This window comes from Erwinia psidii (assembly GCF_003846135.1).
Lineage (GTDB): Bacteria > Pseudomonadota > Gammaproteobacteria > Enterobacterales > Enterobacteriaceae > Erwinia > Erwinia psidii.
In genome coordinates this window covers 1-17781 of sequence record NZ_RHHM01000017.1, presented here as the reverse complement: position 1 = coordinate 17781, position 17781 = coordinate 1, and the positions used below count along the sequence as shown (strand labels likewise).

14 protein-coding genes, 2 tRNA genes and 1 rRNA gene are annotated in these 17781 nt (G+C 52.1%); 4 read left to right on the top strand and 13 right to left on the bottom strand.

Annotated features, from left to right (window positions below; genetic code table 11):
- Positions 1 to 11: 11 nt before the first annotated feature.
- Complete coding sequence (locus tag EB241_RS18015) at positions 12 to 1757, bottom strand: pectate lyase family protein (protein WP_199737389.1); 1746 nt, start codon at positions 1755 to 1757, stop codon at positions 12 to 14.
- A gap of 307 nt (positions 1758 to 2064) precedes the next feature.
- Positions 2065 to 4095 (bottom strand): DNA helicase Rep, encoded by a 2031-nt coding sequence (gene rep / locus EB241_RS18010; RefSeq protein WP_124234478.1) that lies wholly within the window; start codon positions 4093 to 4095, stop codon positions 2065 to 2067.
- Positions 4096 to 4183: 88 nt separating this feature from the next.
- Here rep and ppiC point away from each other — a divergent pair, with 88 nt between their 5' ends.
- Entirely contained in the window at positions 4184 to 4465 is a 282-nt protein-coding gene (gene ppiC, locus EB241_RS18005) for a peptidylprolyl isomerase PpiC (RefSeq protein WP_124234477.1), read from the top strand.
- Positions 4466 to 4771: 306 nt separating this feature from the next.
- Here the strand turns inward: ppiC and ilvC are convergent, their stop codons facing one another.
- The gene (gene ilvC, locus EB241_RS17995; protein ID WP_124234475.1) at positions 4772 to 6250 is read right to left on the bottom strand and encodes a ketol-acid reductoisomerase; all 1479 of its coding nucleotides are present in this window, start codon (positions 6248 to 6250) and stop codon (positions 4772 to 4774) included.
- Between the two features lie 165 nt (positions 6251 to 6415).
- Here ilvC and ilvY point away from each other — a divergent pair, with 165 nt between their 5' ends.
- Complete coding sequence (gene ilvY / locus EB241_RS17990; RefSeq protein ID WP_124234474.1) at positions 6416 to 7297, top strand: HTH-type transcriptional activator IlvY; 882 nt, start codon at positions 6416 to 6418, stop codon at positions 7295 to 7297.
- Here the strand turns inward: ilvY and ilvA are convergent, their stop codons facing one another.
- The 6 genes from ilvA to ilvL form a co-directional block, all read right to left on the bottom strand.
- Positions 7298 to 8842 (bottom strand): threonine ammonia-lyase, biosynthetic, encoded by a 1545-nt coding sequence (ilvA, locus tag EB241_RS17985; RefSeq protein ID WP_124234473.1) that lies wholly within the window; start codon positions 8840 to 8842, stop codon positions 7298 to 7300.
- A gap of 5 nt (positions 8843 to 8847) precedes the next feature.
- Positions 8848 to 10698: a dihydroxy-acid dehydratase gene (gene ilvD / locus EB241_RS17980; protein ID WP_124234472.1), complete on the bottom strand. Its 1851-nt coding sequence runs from the start codon at positions 10696 to 10698 to the stop codon at positions 8848 to 8850.
- Positions 10699 to 10755: 57 nt separating this feature from the next.
- Positions 10756 to 11685 carry a branched-chain amino acid transaminase gene (locus EB241_RS17975; protein ID WP_124234471.1) on the bottom strand — a complete coding sequence of 310 codons (930 nt, stop codon included), beginning with the start codon at positions 11683 to 11685 and terminating at the stop codon, positions 10756 to 10758.
- Between the two features lie 18 nt (positions 11686 to 11703).
- Complete coding sequence (gene ilvM, locus EB241_RS17970) at positions 11704 to 11961, bottom strand: acetolactate synthase 2 small subunit (protein ID WP_124234470.1); 258 nt, start codon at positions 11959 to 11961, stop codon at positions 11704 to 11706.
- Positions 11958 to 13604: an acetolactate synthase 2 catalytic subunit gene (ilvG, locus tag EB241_RS17965; protein WP_124234469.1), complete on the bottom strand. Its 1647-nt coding sequence runs from the start codon at positions 13602 to 13604 to the stop codon at positions 11958 to 11960. Before ilvG ends, ilvM begins: the two co-directional genes overlap by 4 nt.
- A gap of 140 nt (positions 13605 to 13744) precedes the next feature.
- Positions 13745 to 13843 carry an ilv operon leader peptide gene (ilvL, locus tag EB241_RS17960; RefSeq protein ID WP_124234468.1) on the bottom strand — a complete coding sequence of 33 codons (99 nt, stop codon included), beginning with the start codon at positions 13841 to 13843 and terminating at the stop codon, positions 13745 to 13747.
- A 345-nt stretch (positions 13844 to 14188) separates the two neighbouring features.
- On the opposite strand from ilvL, the gene EB241_RS17955 reads away from it, so the two are divergent.
- Entirely contained in the window at positions 14189 to 15712 is a 1524-nt protein-coding gene (locus tag EB241_RS17955; RefSeq protein ID WP_124234467.1) for a YifB family Mg chelatase-like AAA ATPase, read from the top strand.
- Positions 15713 to 15822: 110 nt separating this feature from the next.
- On the opposite strand, the gene EB241_RS17950 is transcribed toward EB241_RS17955, so the two are convergent.
- Positions 15823 to 16161, bottom strand: coding sequence for a DUF413 domain-containing protein (locus tag EB241_RS17950; protein WP_124234466.1), 339 nt, complete (start codon positions 16159 to 16161; stop codon positions 15823 to 15825).
- Positions 16162 to 16282: 121 nt separating this feature from the next.
- Between EB241_RS17950 and hdfR the strand changes: the two genes are divergently transcribed.
- A complete protein-coding gene (gene hdfR, locus EB241_RS17945; protein ID WP_124234465.1) occupies positions 16283 to 17110 on the top strand; it encodes an HTH-type transcriptional regulator HdfR in 828 nt (275 codons plus the stop codon).
- Between the two features lie 280 nt (positions 17111 to 17390).
- Here hdfR and EB241_RS17940 read toward each other — a convergent pair.
- The 3 genes from EB241_RS17940 to rrf form a co-directional block, all read right to left on the bottom strand.
- Positions 17391 to 17466, bottom strand: a tRNA-Trp gene (locus EB241_RS17940).
- A gap of 7 nt (positions 17467 to 17473) precedes the next feature.
- Positions 17474 to 17550: transfer RNA gene (locus EB241_RS17935), tRNA-Asp, on the bottom strand.
- 116 nt (positions 17551 to 17666) lie between these two features.
- Positions 17667 to 17781, bottom strand: a 5S ribosomal RNA gene (gene rrf, locus EB241_RS17930).

The window sequence follows — 17781 nt, the reverse complement described above, 5'->3', positions numbered from 1 at the left end:
CGCGGGCTTTATTATGATGCGAAACCACCTTTCCCGGCACCGGCATTTGCCAGATTGTAGGCATTTGCCGCTTCAGGGGTTTTCACCGTGCGGCTATACTCTGTAGGAACCCAGTTAGTGGTGGCTGATTTCTGTTTAAAGCTGACATTACTGCCGATATCCTTAAAGCCTGCTGCATCGCCTTTATCATCCAGTACGCCAGCGTTACTACTCTTGTGATTAACATCGTAGCCCCCATGGAAATAGTTAGACTGCGAAAGCACTGTGGCATTGGACGCAATGCTATAACCCAGATGGAAATTGTTGATGGTGTTGTTGTACACATCAAACTGTCCCTGACGCATCAGCCCAGGCGCACGCACATCCAGGTTATCAAACACGTTATTCGCGATGGTCATGCGCGGATAGCCGCCATAGGTTTGTTTCGCCGACGCTGAATCATCGGGTTGGCCCAGAATCACGCCATACTCATTATCTTTAAAGACAGAATTGCTCAGTGTCACATTGTCTGCCTTGCCACCTACATACAATAATTTATCCTCGCCGGTAGCATCTTTATCTTTAGTCCCGGAGAACGTATTGTGGTCAATCCAATAACCCGACCCATTGCTGATAAAGAGCGGAATATCGCCGTTAGCGCGATAACGATCGTCATGGGTGAAATTCAGGTTCTGGAAAACATCATTCCCCGCTGTTTTGTCACTGGCGAGATAAATATTGTGCAGCCCCGTCCCTTCCGATGTGCCTTCCAGCGTTTTATTCGCCCCAAATTTCAGTACGACTTTGTTCGCAGATGACAGATCTTTAGAAAGCTTAATAGTTGTCGGCTCATCACCCTCCAGGCTTTTTTGCAGTTCCTCAACGGTGGATACCGTCACCACTTTCCCTCCCGCACCGCCGGTGGTGTTAGCCGCTTTTGCGAAACCCGTCATCCCGGAAAGACCACTACTCTTGCTGGCCGAAACCGCAGAGGTTGCGCTGGAAGAAGCCACTTTATCTGTTGAACTGGAGGAAGCCACTTTACTTGTTGAGCTGGAGGAAGATACGCTGGCAACAGCATCTGATGCAGACTGAGACGTCGCCAGTTTCGAGACCGTCGTCCCGGCAGTGCTGCTGACTGCTGAGGTATCGGCTGCCGTGGCGTTTCCACCAGCCGACTGAGTAGTTGAAGAGGCCGCCGGAGAAGTCGCTTTTGCTGTGGAATTATCGCTGGCGGGAGCCGTTGCCAGCGAGGTCATTTTTACTGTGGACGAATCATTTGCCGCAGAATTCACACTCGTGGATGCAGCCGCCAGCGAAGTGCCTTTCAAACTGCCCGCTGACGATGTACCACTGTTAGTGCCAGCGGCGCTGCCTGACGTTGACGCAAATTTGGAAAAATCGATTGGACTGTTGGTATCACCCTGCGAACCTCCTGAAGACGAGCCAGATGACGACTGACCACCCGCATCAGAAGACTGATTATTCTGCGACAAACGGGAAAGCAACTGCGGCAACAGTTCCCGCAGCAGGGCTGCAATTGTCGTCAATGCTGACTGCAATGTTGGCTGGCCGGAGTTCGTCCCGGCTGAATTAGATTGCAAAGAGTCTGCTGACAGTGGCTTGCCATAAGAGATGGGCGAGTTTGACGTCGGAGAAAAAGAGCCGCCACCACTGCAACCTGACAGGGATTTTTGCAAGGGATCCTGAGCAGCGCTGGCCGTAGTGGCGGAACGCGTCATCGTGGACAAATCCGTCACTCTGTTTTGTATCATCATAATTATTCCTCACAAAGAGCTGAGATCTGTCCCGATGGTTGCTGGTGGGGCACGTATTGGTGTCTCCAGAAGCACATTACAGTCTCAAGAATGTTACTTAGGTGGTAACCAATGAGATGAGGTTCCCACTTAGAGATAATAAATCAGGGGAATTGTTAACGTCATCGTCTGTGGGCGAGATGACAAGCAGGCTGCCAGGACGTGTAAAAAAACAGAATCGGCTTTAATCCATCAGATCGTCAAAGGTGCGAAAAATCATCGTGCAGAACGAAAATAACGCCTCAGACAGACGTGTCAGAGAGACAGGCTATGAGGATGCATTGTTCTTTGCCTTGTCCAGCATAGCCCGTAATCCGGCCACCCGACTTTGCCCCGTTTGCATTCGTTCCTGTGCACTGACAACCTTGCGCTCAGTTTCCCATTTCAGATCGTCCTGCGGCAGTTCGAGTAAAAACCGGCTTGGCTCCGGGCGCACCAACTCACCGTACTGGCGGCGCTCCCGGCACAGCGTGAAGGTCAGCTCTTTTTGCGCCCGGGTAATACCGACGTAAGCGAGGCGGCGTTCTTCCTCAACGTTATTCTCATCGATACTGCTCTGGTGCGGCAGTAAACCTTCTTCCATACCCACCAGATACACGTAGGGGAATTCCAGCCCTTTCGAAGCATGAAGTGTCATCAGCTGAACCTGATCCGTTTCTTCATCGCTTTCACCACGCTCCATCATGTCACGCAGCGTGAAGCGTGTGACGACCTGCGTCAGCGTCATCGGCTCATCAATGTCACTGCCTTCCAGCATCTCCGTCATCCACTGGAACAGCGTGTTCACGTTCTTCATGCGCATTTCAGCCGCTTTCGGGCTGGTCGAGGTTTCGAACAGCCAGCTCTCATAATCAATGCCCCGAATCAAATCCCGCACCGCGTTGACCGGCTCACGCTCTGCCAGCACCGCAATGTCACGCAGCCAGCCAGTGAAACGTTGCAACGACTCCAGGCCACGCCCCGTCAGCGTTTGCCCCAGTCCGACATCAGAACTGGCACTGAACAGACTCTTGTTTCGTTGTAGCGCCCACTCGCCCAGTTTTTGCAGCGTGGCCGGACCAATCTCCCGCTTCGGGATGTTAACAATACGCATAAACGCACTGTCATCATTCTCATTAGTGATCACCCGCAGGTAGGCCAGCACGTCTTTGATTTCGGGCCGGGAGAAAAACGATGTTCCCCCAGAAATCCGGTATGGGATACGATTTTGCATCAGCATTTTTTCGAAAACGCGCGACTGATGATTACCACGATAAAGAATGGCATAGTCTTTGTATTGCGTTTTATTGATGAAGTGATGAGCAATCAGTTCCCCCGTCACCCGTTCGGCCTCGTGATCTTCATGATTGGCCGTGACCACTTTAAGTTCAGCGCCATAGCCCAGCTCCGAGAACAGCCGTTTTTCAAAGACGTGGGGGTTATTGGCAATCAGAATATTTGCCGCTTTCAGGATGCGCTCTGTGGAGCGGTAATTTTGCTCCAATTTGACAACCTGCAACGCCGGGAAATCTTCCTTCAACAGCACCAGGTTTTGCGGCCTTGCACCGCGCCAGGAGTAGATAGACTGGTCATCATCCCCCACAACGGTAAATCGTGCGCGTGCCCCCACCAACAGTTTCACCAGCTCATACTGGCTGGTATTGGTATCCTGATACTCATCCACCAGCAGATAGCGGATACGCTGTTGCCAGCGCTCCCGCACTTCTTCATTGCGCTGAAACAGCAGCGTTGGCAGCAGGATCAGATCGTCGAAATCCAGCACGTTGCATGACTTCAGATGTTGGTCATACAGGCCGTAGCAATGGGCGAAGATTTTATCGCGCTCCGACTGAGCGGCCGCCGCCGCACGGGAAGGATCCATCAGATCGTTTTTCCAGTTTGAGATTGTCGAGATCAGCTGTTGCAACAGATTTTTGTCATTCTCCAGCCACGTTTCCGTCAGCGCTTTTAACAGCGCCAGCTGATCCTGATCGTCAAACAGTGAGAAGTTCGACTTCATTCCCAGCGCCGCGAACTCTTTTTTGATGATCTCCAGCCCCAGCGTATGAAAAGTGGAGATCATCAGGCCGCGGGCCTCTTTGCGCCCAAGCGTTTGCGCCACGCGCGCTTTCATTTCACGCGAGGCCTTATTCGTAAAGGTTACCGCCGCGATATGACGGGCCTGATAGCCACAGTCGCGGATCAGATAGGCGATTTTATTGGTAATGACTCGCGTTTTGCCTGAGCCAGCCCCTGCCAATACCAGGCAAGGCCCGGTGACAAATTCAACGGCGTGTTGTTGGCCAGGATTAAGACGCATAGGGAGTCGCTCAATGAAATGACAGAGGGAAAAAAATCACAGCGTGCTAGTATAGCCAGCAGCATCCATACGACTCAAGGTACGATTCATGGCAAAAACCGCGGCAGCACTCCATATCCTTGTTAAGGAAGAGAAACAGGCACAGGACATTCTGGCTCAACTGGAACAGGGAGCTGATTTTGAAAAGCTGGCCAAAAAACACTCCACCTGCCCGTCGGGCAAGAAAGGCGGTCACCTGGGCGAATTCAAGCAGGGCGCGATGGTCCCGGCTTTCGATAAAGTGGTGTTCTCCTGCCCACTTCTGGTGCCTTATGGCCCCCTGCACACTCAGTTCGGTTATCACATCATTAAGGTGCTGTACCGTCACTGAACCTGAATGGCGGGAATAAAAATCCACCTGCATGATTGCGCCCCAGAGGGGCGTACTTAGCTCTGATTCTGAGAGCCTTCGCTTCAGACTACTTTTAACGAGGTTGGCCTTCTTCCTGCCCATTACTCATGGTTAAATCCTTATCAGCTATGGGGATAACAGATTCGGATTTTCCCATGAGTAGCATTACTGGCAGAGCCAATTTGTTGCTGACCACCTCCACAGGAGGTGGTGTTTATTTACACATAAAAAAGAGCGGCTCGCCGCTCTTTTTGTTTTCAGCACCGGACGTTACCGGCACGGAGATTAACCTGCGACCGCGATACGTTTCATATCGGTCATGTAGCCACGCAGTTTGCAGCCCACGGTTTCGATCGGATGGTGGCGAATCGCCTCGTTAACGTCGCGAAGCTGTGCATTGTCCACCGTCGTCGAACCTGCCGCCGCTTTGCCCAGGTCACCCACCTGCAAAGTAGTCATAAACTCTTTCAGCAGCGGAACCGCCGCATAAGAGAACAGGTAGTTACCGTATTCTGCAGTATCGGAAATAACCACGTTCATTTCATACAGGCGCTTACGGGCGATAGTGTTAGCAATCAGCGGCAGCTCGTGCAGGGACTCGTAGTATGCCGACTCTTCGATGATGCCGGCATCAACCATGGTTTCGAACGCCAACTCAACGCCTGCTTTCACCATGGCAATCATCACCACACCCTGATCAAAGTAATCCTGCTCAGCAATTTTGCCTTCGAACTGTGGTGCCGTTTCAAACGCGGTTTTACCCGTTTCTTCACGCCAGCCCAGCAGCTTTTTATCGTCATTGGCCCAGTCAGCCATCATCCCGGAGGAGAACTCGCCGGAAATGATATCGTCCATATGCTTCTGGAACAGCGGTGCCATAATGGTTTTCAGCTGCTCAGAGAGGGCAAAGGCACGAATTTTTGCCGGATTGGACAAACGGTCCATCATCAGAGTGATGCCGCCCTGCTTCAGCGCTTCGGTTATGGTTTCCCAACCGAACTGGATCAGTTTTTCTGCGTAAGCCGGATCGCTACCTTCTGCCACCAGCTTGTCAAAGCACAGCAGAGAGCCTGCCTGCAACATACCGCACAGAATAGTCTGCTCACCCATCAGATCGGATTTCACTTCAGCCACGAAGGAAGATTCCAGCACGCCCGCACGATGACCGCCGGTTGCTGCCGCCCAGGCTTTGGCAATGGCCATACCTTCGCCTTTTGGATCGTTTTCCGGGTGAACCGCGATAAGGGTTGGCACACCGAAACCACGTTTGTACTCTTCACGAACCTCAGTACCAGGGCATTTCGGCGCGACCATCACTACCGTAAGATCTTTACGCACCTGCTCACCCACTTCAACGATGTTGAAGCCGTGGGAATAACCCAGTGCCGCACCGTCTTTCATCAGCGGCTGCACAGCCTGAACCACAGCGGTGTGCTGCTTGTCCGGGGTTAAGTTAATCACCAGGTCAGCCTGCGGGATCAGCTCTTCGTAAGTCCCTACTTTGAAACCGTTTTCGGTCGCTTTACGCCAGGAAGCACGCTTCTCGGCAATCGCTTCAGCACGCAGGGCATAGGCGATATCCAGACCGGAATCACGCATATTCAGACCCTGGTTCAGGCCCTGAGCACCACAACCAACGATCACGACTTTTTTACCTTTCAGGTAGCTCGCTTCATCAGCAAATTCATCACGCGCCATAAAGCGACATTTACCTAATTGCGCTAACTGATTGCGCAGGTTCAAAGTATTGAAATAGTTAGCCATGGGTACTCCATATAGGGTTATATACATTTTTCATTGGCAGGGGCTACCATTTGGCAGCTCGCCCTGAATAACCCTTATCATATGACAGGAAATCCATTGCTTAAATTGATATATTAACAACGTCACATTGCAAAAAATGCAACGCCAAGATGAGGCCACCGCCGCATGGACTTACGCGATTTAAAACTGTTTCTGCATCTGGCTGAGAGCCGCCATTTTGGCCGCAGCGCCAGAGCAATGCACGTCAGTCCTTCCACCCTCTCCAGGCAAATCCAACGTCTTGAAGAAGATCTGGGACAGGCACTGTTCCTGCGGGACAACCGCACCGTTACGCTAACCGACGCCGGAGAAAGGCTGCGTCAGTTTGCCCAGCAGACCCTGTTGCATTATCAGCAACTGCGGCATGTTATTGGTCAGAATGGGCCATCACTGAGTGGCGAGCTGCGGCTGTTCTGTTCAGTGACGGCGGCCTACAGCCATCTGCCGCCGATTCTTGACCGTTTTCGTGCCGCGCATCCTCTGGTCGAAATCAAACTGACGACCGGCGATGCCGCCGATGCCGTTGAGAAGGTACAAAGCAGCGAGGCTGATATCGCTATTGCAGGCAGGCCAGAGACCCTGCCAGGCAGTATTGGATTTACTCCTCTCGGGCTGATCCCGCTGCTGCTGATTGCACCCGCTTTGCCCTGTCCGGTGCGCAACCAGGCGACCCAGCCAGAGCCAGACTGGTCGCAAATCCCTTTCATCCTGCCCGACCAGGGACCCGCCCGACAGCGTATTGATCTCTGGTTTCGCCGTCGCCGAATTGCCAATCCATTAATTTATGCCACCGTCTCAGGACACGAAGCAATTGTGTCGATGGTGGCGCTGGGTTGTGGTATTGCGTTACTGCCGGATGTGGTGCTGGAGAACAGCCCGGAACCGGTGCGTAACCGTATTCTGGTACTGGAAAATATTGAGATGGTCGCCCCGTTTGAACTTGGGGTTTGCGTACAAAAAAAGCGGCTCAACGAGCCGCTTATTGATGCATTCTGGAGCCTGATGTAGCTACCCCGCCAGGAAGAACCTGAACGCCGGGTTATGGGTCTCATCATGGAAATCATATCCCAGCGCCTGAAGATGCTCTTCAAACTGCAACTCATTTTCGCCCAGCTCAAAACCAGCCAGCACGCGGCCATAATCCGTGCCGTGGCTGCGATAGTGAAACAGTGAGATATTCCAGTGCGTTCCCAACGTTTGCAGGAAGCGTAACAGCGCACCAGGCGCTTCAGGAAATTCAAAGCTGAACAGGCGCTCACGCAACGGTTTCGAGGGATGTCCGCCGACCATATAGCGAACATGCAGCTTCGCCATTTCATCGTCAGACAGGTCGACCACCTTATAGCCACCTTCATTCAGCAACGTCAGAATTTCGCCTCGCTCCTCCCGTCCGCGCGTCAGACGTACCCCAACGAAAATACAGGCGCTATCGGCGTTAGCATAGCGATAGTTGAATTCGGTAACAAAGCGGCCACCGAGTAACTGACAGAACTTCAGGAAGCTGCCTTTTTGCTCCGGGATGGTGACAGCAAGCAGCGCTTCACGCTGTTCTCCCAGTTCACAACGCTCCGAGACATAGCGCAGACCGTGAAAGTTAACATTGGCCCCCGATAATATGTGCGCCAGGCGTTCGCCCTTGATCTGATGTTGCTGGATATACTTCTTCATCCCGGCCAGAGCCAGTGCGCCAGAGGGTTCAGCCACCGCGCGAACATCCTCAAACAAATCCTTCATCGCTGCACAGATAGAATCGCTGTCCACGGTGATGATGTCATCAAGGTATTCCTGGCACAGGCGAAAGGTTTCGCTACCGATGCGCTTCACCGCCACACCTTCAGCAAACAGCCCAACGCGCGCCAAATCAATCGGATGACCGGCTTCCAGCGCGGCTTTCAGGCAGGCAGAGTCTTCCGATTCCACGGCGATGACTTTAATTTGTGGCATCAGCTGCTTGATCAACACCGCCACGCCTGCCGCCAGGCCGCCGCCGCCCACCGGGACGAACACGCGGTCGATGTGCGCGTCCTGCTGCAACAGCTCCATCGCCAGCGTGCCCTGGCCGGCAATCACCATCGGGTGATCAAAAGGCGGTACAAAGGTATACCCCTGTTGTTCAGACAGCTCAATGGCTTTGCCTTTCGCCTCATCAAAATTAGCCCCGAACAGGAAAACCTCACCGCCAAACGCCCGCACCGCATCCACTTTGATATCAGCGGTCGCCACCGGCATCACGATCAGGGATTTGATCCCCATTTTTGTTGCCGACAGCGCCACGCCCTGAGCATGATTACCCGCAGAGGCAGTGATCACCCCACGCGCCTTTTGCTCTGCATTCAGCGTGGCAATCATTGCGTAAGCACCGCGAAGCTTGAAGCTGTGCACAGGCTGACGATCTTCGCGCTTAACCAGAATAGTGTTGCCGAGACGTGAAGAGATCTTCTCCATCTTTTGCAACGGGGTAACCTGCGCCACTTCATACACTGGCGAGCGAAGTACCGCCCGCAGATACTCCGCGCCGCAAGGCTCAACGGGTAGCGGTTGAGATTCTGCCATCGTTATCAGCCTCCCAGCTGGCTCTTGTCACGCACGGCACCTTTGTCTGCACTGGTTGCCAGTAAGGCATAGGCACGAAGGGCAAAAGAAACCTGCCGTTCACGGTCATGAGGCGTATAGGCTGCCTCACCACGGGCTTCTTCCTCTTCACGACGGGCATGCAATTCGTTATCCGGTACATCCAGTTTGATGCCGCGACCGGGAATATCAATGTCGATCATGTCACCCTCTTTCACCAGCGCGATGGTGCCGCCGCTGGCTGCTTCAGGTGAAGCATGGCCGATAGATAAACCGGAGGTACCCCCGGAAAAGCGGCCATCCGTGATCAGCGCACAGCTTTTGCCAAGGCCCATCGATTTCAGGTAGGTAGTCGGGTACAGCATTTCCTGCATACCCGGTCCGCCCTTCGGCCCTTCATAGCGGATCACTACCACATCCCCGGCAACCACCTTACCACCGAGGATGGCGCTGACCGCATCGTCCTGGCTTTCATATACTTTCGCCGGCCCACGGAAGGTCAGACTCTCTTTGTCTACGCCTGCGGTCTTCACGATACAGCCGTCTTCAGCCATGTTGCCGTACAGCACGGCCAGACCGCCATCCTGACTGAAAGCGAATTCGCGGGAACGAATACACCCCTCTTTGCGGTCATCATCCAGCGTGTCCCAGCGCGTATCCTGCGAGAAAGCCTGGGTGGTGCGAATACCTGCGGGTCCCGCGCGAAACATTTTCTTAACCGCTTCATCCGTGGTCAGCATGATGTCATAACGCTCCAGCGTTTCCTTCAGGCTCAGACCCAACACGTTTCTTACGCTGTTATCCATCAAGCCGGCACGACTCAGCTCACCGAGGATGCCAATCACGCCACCGGCACGGTGAACATCCTCCATGTGATATTTCTGGGTGCTTGGTGCCACTTTGCAAAGATGTGGAACCTTACGCGACAGACGATCAATGTCGGAGATATTGAAATCAACCTCACCTTCCTGTGCGGCTGCCAGCAGGTGCAGAACGGTATTGGTTGAGCCGCCCATCGCGATATCCAGCGTCATCGCATTCTCAAAAGCCGCTTTATTGGCGATATTGCGCGGCAATACGCTTTCATCATCCTGTTCGTAATAGCGCTTCGCCAGGCCAACAATACGTTTTCCGGCATTCAGGAACAGCGCTTTACGATCGGCATGGGTCGCCAGCAGGGAACCATTTCCTGGCTGCGAAAGGCCCAGCGCTTCGGTCAGACAGTTCATTGAGTTGGCGGTAAACATCCCCGAACATGACCCGCAGGTCGGGCAGGCAGAACGTTCAATCTGCTCACTGTCAGCGTCGCTGACATTCGGGTTCGCGCCCTGGATCATCGCATCCACCAGATCCAGCTTGATGATTTTGTCAGACAGTTTGGTTTTACCGGCCTCCATCGGACCACCTGAAACAAAAATCACCGGAATATTCAGACGCAAAGAGGCCATTAGCATCCCTGGGGTGATTTTGTCGCAGTTAGAGATACAGACCATCGCATCAGCACAGTGTGCGTTAACCATGTACTCCACAGAATCAGCGATCAACTCACGCGAAGGCAGTGAGTAAAGCATGCCACCATGCCCCATCGCGATGCCATCATCCACGGCAATGGTGTTGAACTCTTTCGCCACACCGCCGGAAGCTTCAATCTGCTCCGCGACCAGTTTACCCAAATCGCGCAGGTGTACATGGCCCGGCACAAACTGTGTAAACGAGTTGACCACGGCAATAATTGGCTTGCCGAAATCGTCATCGGTCATTCCTGTGGCCCGCCACAGGGCCCGGGCACCCGCCATATTGCGGCCGTGAGTGGTGGTGGCGGAACGGTACTTAGGCATGCTCATACTCCAGAATCAGATAGTACGCGGGCGTCAAAGGACGCCCGCAAAATGTCGTTATTGTGGGTTAACCGGATCCAACCAGCCCCATTTGTCTTCGGTCTCACCGGTGAACAGACCGAAAAATGCAGACTGAATACGCTCGGTTACCGGGCCACGTTTACCAGCACCTACCTGAATACGATCCACGCTGCGAACCGGTGTGATCTCCGCTGCGGTACCGGACATAAAGACCTCATCAGCCAGGTACAGGGATTCGCGGGACAGCACCTGCTCGCGCACTTCAATGCCCATACTCTCTGCCAGTTTGATAATCGCATCACGGGTAATACCGGGCAGGGCAGAAGAAGTGAACGGCGGTGTAAACAGGATACCGTCTTTGACTTCAAACAGGTTTTCGCCTGCTCCCTCAGAGATATAGCCCTGCGTATCCAGCGCGATCCCTTCCTGGTAGCCGTGGCGGCGTGCTTCGCTGCCTACCAGCAGGGAAGACAAATAGTTGCCGCCTGCTTTGGCCGCGGTTGGCAACGTGTTTGGCGCAACGCGGTTCCAGGAAGAAACCATCGCATCAATGCCCTGCTCCAACGCTTCAGGCCCCAGATAAGCCCCCCACGGGAAGGCAGCGATAATAACATCGGTGCTGTAGCCATCTGGTGGATTAACGCCCAGCCCCACATCACCAACAAAAATTAACGGACGAATGTAAGCACTTTTCAGGTTATTCACACGCAACACCTGGCGGCAGGCTTCCATCAGCTCATCCACGCTCTTTTCGACAGGAAAGCGATAAATTTTCGCGGAATCACGCAGGCGCTGCATATGTTCACGATGGCGGAAGACGACCGGACCTTTGTGCGAGTCATAGCAGCGGATACCTTCGAAGACTGATGTGCCATAATGCAATGCATGAGACATCACGCTTACCTTTGCTTCTTCCCACTTAACCATCTCGCCATTGAACCAGATAAAGTCGGCTTTCTTCGTCATGCTAATTTCCTTTCGCGCTCAGGCGCGGATTTGTTGTGTTGTCTGGTGTTGGATTTGGACGTACGCGACATCCATTATCTTGCTAAGTTGTGTTGACAGTAAATCGACTGAACGCTGGCTGGCAACCGTCATTTCAATATTAACACTGTCGGTATTGTTCACCGATGCCAGATTCATGGTACACACACGAAACCCCCGGTGACGGACGACACGTAAAATACGTTCCAGTATTTCCGGGCGGAAACGAGCCTGAATAGACAAGTGATGCTGCATCATGAAATTCTCTCCATCATGTTTTCGTTGCTGGCACCCGGTGGAACCAGCGGCCAGACATTTTCATTTTCGTCAATAGCGACGTGTAGCATGTATGGCCCTTCGCTGTGCAGCAAAGCGTCTAATGCAGCGTCGACCTGGTCTTTACGGGTGATACGTTGGCCAGGAATATCAAAAGCGCTGGCCAACGTCAGGAAGTCAGGATTATCGGACAGGTTGGTTTCACTGTAACGTTCAGAAAAAAACAGCTGCTGCCACTGACGCACCATGCCCAGACGCTGATTGTCTAACAGCACGATTTTCACTGGCAGCTGTTTGCGTTTGATGGTACCCAGCTCCTGCACGTTCATCATGAAGGAACCGTCGCCCGATACACAAATGACCGTGTCTTTTGGACGGGCAACCTGCGCACCCACTGCTGCTGGCAGGCCAAAGCCCATGGTGCCCAGCCCGCTTGAGGTAATGAAGTTTTCTGGTCGGGTGAAGCACATATGCTGTGCTGCCCACATTTGATGTTGTCCGACGTCGGTGGTCACAATGGCACTGGCAGGTTTGCGGTCTGAAAGCTGTTTGAGGAACAGAGGAGCATAAATTACCTCACCCGGATGATCATAACGCCAACCATGTTCTGCTTTCATGGCCTGAACATGTTCGCGCCAGGCTGCAATATTCACCGGATGGTACAGTTCCGGCATTAACTTATTGAGATCGCCTCGCAAAGTCACATGCGCCCGACGCAGCTTGTTAAGCTCAGCCGGATCGATATCCATATGAATAACGTTGGCATGTGGCGCAAACTCATTCAGTTTACCCGTCACACGATCATCAAAACGAGCGCCTATGGCGATTAATAAATCACACTGCTGAACGGCCAGGTTAGCCGCTTTAGTACCGTGCATCCCCAGCATTCCCAGATAGCAGGGGTCCTGTGAATCTGGCGTACCGAGGCCTTTCAGTGTGGCTACCGCAGGAATACCGGTTTCTTTTGCGAAGATGCGCAACGTATTAACGGCATTTGCCATACCAACGCCACCGCCGACATACAAAATTGGTTTGTGGGCCCTGGCCAACATCTCGCGAGCCTGCTGAAGTTCCTGAAGCGGATGTTCAAATTCATCTTCAACCGGCATTAAATGTGCAGTAAGCTCACCCGAAGCCAACTGAATATCTTTAGGAATATCAATAAGTACCGGACCAGGGCGGCCTGACTGAGCAATGGCAAACGCCTCCGCCATCACTGCCGGAAGTTCATCCAGCGACTCAACAAGAAAACTGTGTTTGGTACATGCCAGAGACAACCCCAGTACATCGATTTCCTGGAAAGCATCCGTTCCAATCAGACCACCTGCCACCTGCCCGGTGATGGCAACCACTGGAACAGAATCCATCATCGCGTCTGCCAGTCCGGTAATCAGGTTGGTCGCACCGGGACCAGACGTCGCGATACAAACACCCACCCTACCAGTAGAGCGTGCATAACCAATGGCCGCCATAGCGGCACCTTGCTCATGGCGGCACAGTAAGTGTTCGACGCCACCATCGTATAGCGCGTCATAAACGGGCATAATCGCTCCACCGGGGTAACCGAAAACAGTTTCAACACCCTGCCCACGTAACGCCTGAACCACCCACTGTGCACCATTCATAGTTATTTCCCCGTCCTGTTTTGGGAACAACAGCATTTTGCTCTGCCACTCATTTTTAGTTCCTCAGTCATTAATACCTTGCCGAAAAAAAACCCCCGGACCTTTCGGTGCGGGGGTTCTTTCGAAATCAGGCTTGATTTTTAAGCCTTTCTTCCTCCGAGCGTAGCCCCGCACGGCGTGATAATAATCACGACGACGTTAATGACGACCAGGCTTAGAACTCGTAGAAGGGCTTTCATTTAAATTCGGTAATTTCGCTTGTTCGAAGTAATGCCTACAGAGTTATCACAGTTAACCCCAGATGTTCAACTTTTTTTATCATTTTGTTTTTTGTCCACCTCTGGAATTTTTATAAAAAACAAAGAATATTCAGGTAATAACAGCGATACTGAAAATTATTCACTTTGCACAACAGATAACCGCGTTTGCTCTGCCCTGGGCTATAGCATTGTGAGCATTCTCCAGAATCTATGGCAATACATGTCGATAATGAAAAATAATTGCGGCGCCGGTTAGTGAATTCGCCATCAGGCATCGAACCTCTAACCAAAACATTGCACACTCTCCACTAACAAGGAGTGTGTATGGCATTATCCGTAACTTATACCCGTGCGGCCATCGGTGTAAAAGCACCTCTGGTGTCTGTTGAAGTTCATCTGAGCAATGGTCTGCCAGCCCTTACGTTAGTTGGTTTACCAGAAGCCACCGTTAAAGAAGCTCGCGAACGTGTTCGCAGTGCAATGATCAACTGTGGGTTCACTTTCCCGGCAAGACGTATAACGGTCAACCTGGCCCCCGCCGACCTCCCCAAAGAAGGTGGGCGCTATGATTTGCCCATCGCCATCGCCATTCTGGCAGCCTCAGAGCAAATCTCAGCAGACAAACTGGAGCACTATGAATTCCTCGGAGAGCTTGCTCTGACAGGCATTGTACGAGGAGTTCAGGGCGTTATTCCTGCCGCAATGGCTGCTATTGCCGATGGGCGGCAACTCATTCTGTCCGGCGATAACCGGCAAGAAGCAGGGTTGATCCGTCAGGGAAATTGTTTGCTTAGTTATAAGCTGTTGGAAATATGTGCCTTCCTCAATGGTCAGGCAGAATTACAGATTGCCCACTATGAGTCACATGAATTGCCCCCCGCACAGGGAGATTTACAGGATATTATTGGGCAGCAACAGGCTAAGAGAGCGCTGGAAATTACCGCAGCGGGAGGACATAACTTATTATTGATAGGGCCACCCGGTACCGGTAAAACAATGCTGGCCAGTCGACTTCCTGGTCTGATGCCCCCTTTAAACGATCAAGAGGCGCTTGAGAGCGCTGCTATTGCAAGTCTGCTCAGTAGCGGAGAGATACAACGTCAGTGGCGTCAGCGCCCTTTCAGAGCGCCTCACCATACCTCTTCCCGCTATGCGCTGGTCGGCGGTGGCTCCCTTCCCAGGCCCGGAGAAATATCCCTGGCGCACAATGGTATCCTTTTCCTGGATGAGCTACCGGAATTTGAGCGTAAAACACTGGATGCACTGCGGGAGCCTATTGAGGCTGGCATTATTTGCATCTCACGCGCACGCGCCAGGGTTATCTATCCTGCCCACTTTCAATTAGTTGCAGCAATGAATCCCAGTCCAACCGGACATCACAGCGGTACGCACAATCGCAGTACACCGCAGCAAATCCTCCGCTATCTCAGCCGTCTGTCCGGGCCATTTTTGGATCGTTTTGATTTATCGCTGGAAGTCCCTCTTCTTCCCCCTGGCACACTCAGCAACGCCACACACGCCATAAGTGAATCAAGCGAGACAATCCGTCAACGCGTACTTGCAGCACGCAAACGACAACTTGTCCGTGCAGGGATCATTAACGCCGCACTTGGGCCTGATGAGATTAAGTGCAGCTGCCATATTCACCAGGCTGATGCACACTGGCTGGAAGAGGTGTTGACCCGATTAGGCTTATCTGTTCGTGCATGGCAGCGTATCCTGAAAGTCGCCCGAACAATCGCCGATCTGGCTGGGGAAGAGAGAATACAACGTGAACATTTGAATGAAGCCCTGAGCTATCGGGCTATCGACCGGTTGCTTATCCATCTGCAAAAAAATTTGTCGTGATAACGTGCAAAAAAACTGATTCATTTGCGATAAAGGAGCGCACGTAAACTGACGGTGAGAGAGGTGCTGAACGAATGCGTTAAAAAAAGGGGCACTGGCCCCCTGTGTTCTTACTCTTCGCTGTCTGAGTAGTCTTCCACGCCTTCCATCTGCGGCTTTCCACCAGACAAGGTGTGAAAGCGCTTGGGTCGTTTGATACGCGACATGTATTTCGACCACACTCGTTCTGCTTCAGTTTCCGCCTCGCGGATACCGCGACATACTTCAATGAACAGACGCTCTTCTTCTGTCACTGGCTCACGCTTCGCCAGGTCTAATTCATTAAATGCATATCCACAGCGCTCAAGAAGTTGGGCTTCCTTAATGGTGAAATCACCGTGACGGGAGAATCCGCGTGGATAATGTTTGTTATCAAAAAAACGATTAGTTGTTGCGAAGCTTTCCGCCATTTTACACGCTCCTAACTCTTCTATGGCCGTGCTATTTATGGCGCGGAGTATTAGATACGCTTGACAGAGTGTAAAACAAAACATTTAAATCATAACGACAAATGTTTTTTAGGAGATGAATGTGGATACGGAATTACTTAAAACCTTTCTTGAAGTGAGCAGAACCCGCCACTTTGGACGTGCCGCTGAAGCACTCTATCTCACTCAATCCGCCGTGAGTTTTCGCATCAGGCAGCTTGAAAACCAACTGGGAGTGAATCTTTTTACCAGACATCGTAACAATATCAGACTTACTTCAGCTGGTGAGCGTTTACTTCCGTACGCTGAAAGTCTGATGAGTACCTGGATTATGGCAAAGAAAGAAGTATCACATACTCAGCAGCATCATGAGCTGTCTGTTGGGGCCAGTGCATCACTTTGGGAAGCCTATCTCACCCCCTGGCTAAAAACGCTCTATGAGAATCGGGAGAGCTTGCATCTTGAGGCCAGGGTTGCCCAGCGTCATTTACTGGTCAAGCAACTCCACGAACGTCAGTTGGATTTACTGATCACCACTGAAGCTCCCAAAATGGACGAACTGACCAGCCAACAAATCGGGCATATCTCATTATCACTGTTTCGTTCTGGAAAATCGGATAAATGCGACGAAAAATATGATTACATCAAGCTGGAGTGGGGTGCTGATTTTCATCAGCATGAAAGCTACCTGGCGGGGGCTGATGATGTCCCGGTATTGACCACTACATCGGCACATCTTACCAGGGAGCTGTTACACACCACAAATTCCTGTGCTTTTTTGCCGGAAATCTGGCACAAAGTCTACCCGGACTTAACCTTAATCCCGGACACACCAGTAGCCGTACGGCCACTATATGCCGTCTGGTTGCAAAACAGCGATCAGCAAACCCACATTCGTCAGTTACTTAAATTCCCGGTAAATTCTCAGTAATTGTTTATTCCAGAAAAATGTCATGCAACTAATCCATGCATTTTTCTGCATAACCACACAGAGACTTTAAAAAAGAAATGGTACACCCCACCTGTATGCAGGTGGTTTTCATGTGCTACACGCTGTATTTAAGTGGCATATTCTCTGGCTATGGCTATCAGGAACAACCTTTCCAGACTTATTTTCATCGCGTTATAGATTTGAGGAGACAGTCTGTATGAAAGAAGGAGGGATTATTAATGACAAAAAAAATCCTTTACCGAAGTAAAGGATAATTTTCTGGCAGGGGCGGAGGGACTCGAACCCCCAACACCCGGTTTTGGAGACCGGTGCTCTACCAATTGAACTACGCCCCTAAAAGGGTGGCGGAACGGACGGGGCTCGAACCCGCGACCCCCTGCGTGACAGGCAGGTATTCTAACCAACTGAACTACCGCTCCACCGATTCTGTACTGAACTCAGAAGTAACCTCTGATTCAGGTATTACTTTCGCCATTCATGTCATCTGAGTGGCGTTCAATTTGCAGAATATAGTTCCTGCATCTTGCTGTATGATGCCTGGCAGTTCCCTACTCTCGCATGGGGAGACCCCACACTACCATCGGCGCTACGGCGTTTCACTTCTGAGTTCGGCATGGGGTCAGGTGGGACCACCGCGCTAAAGCCGCCAG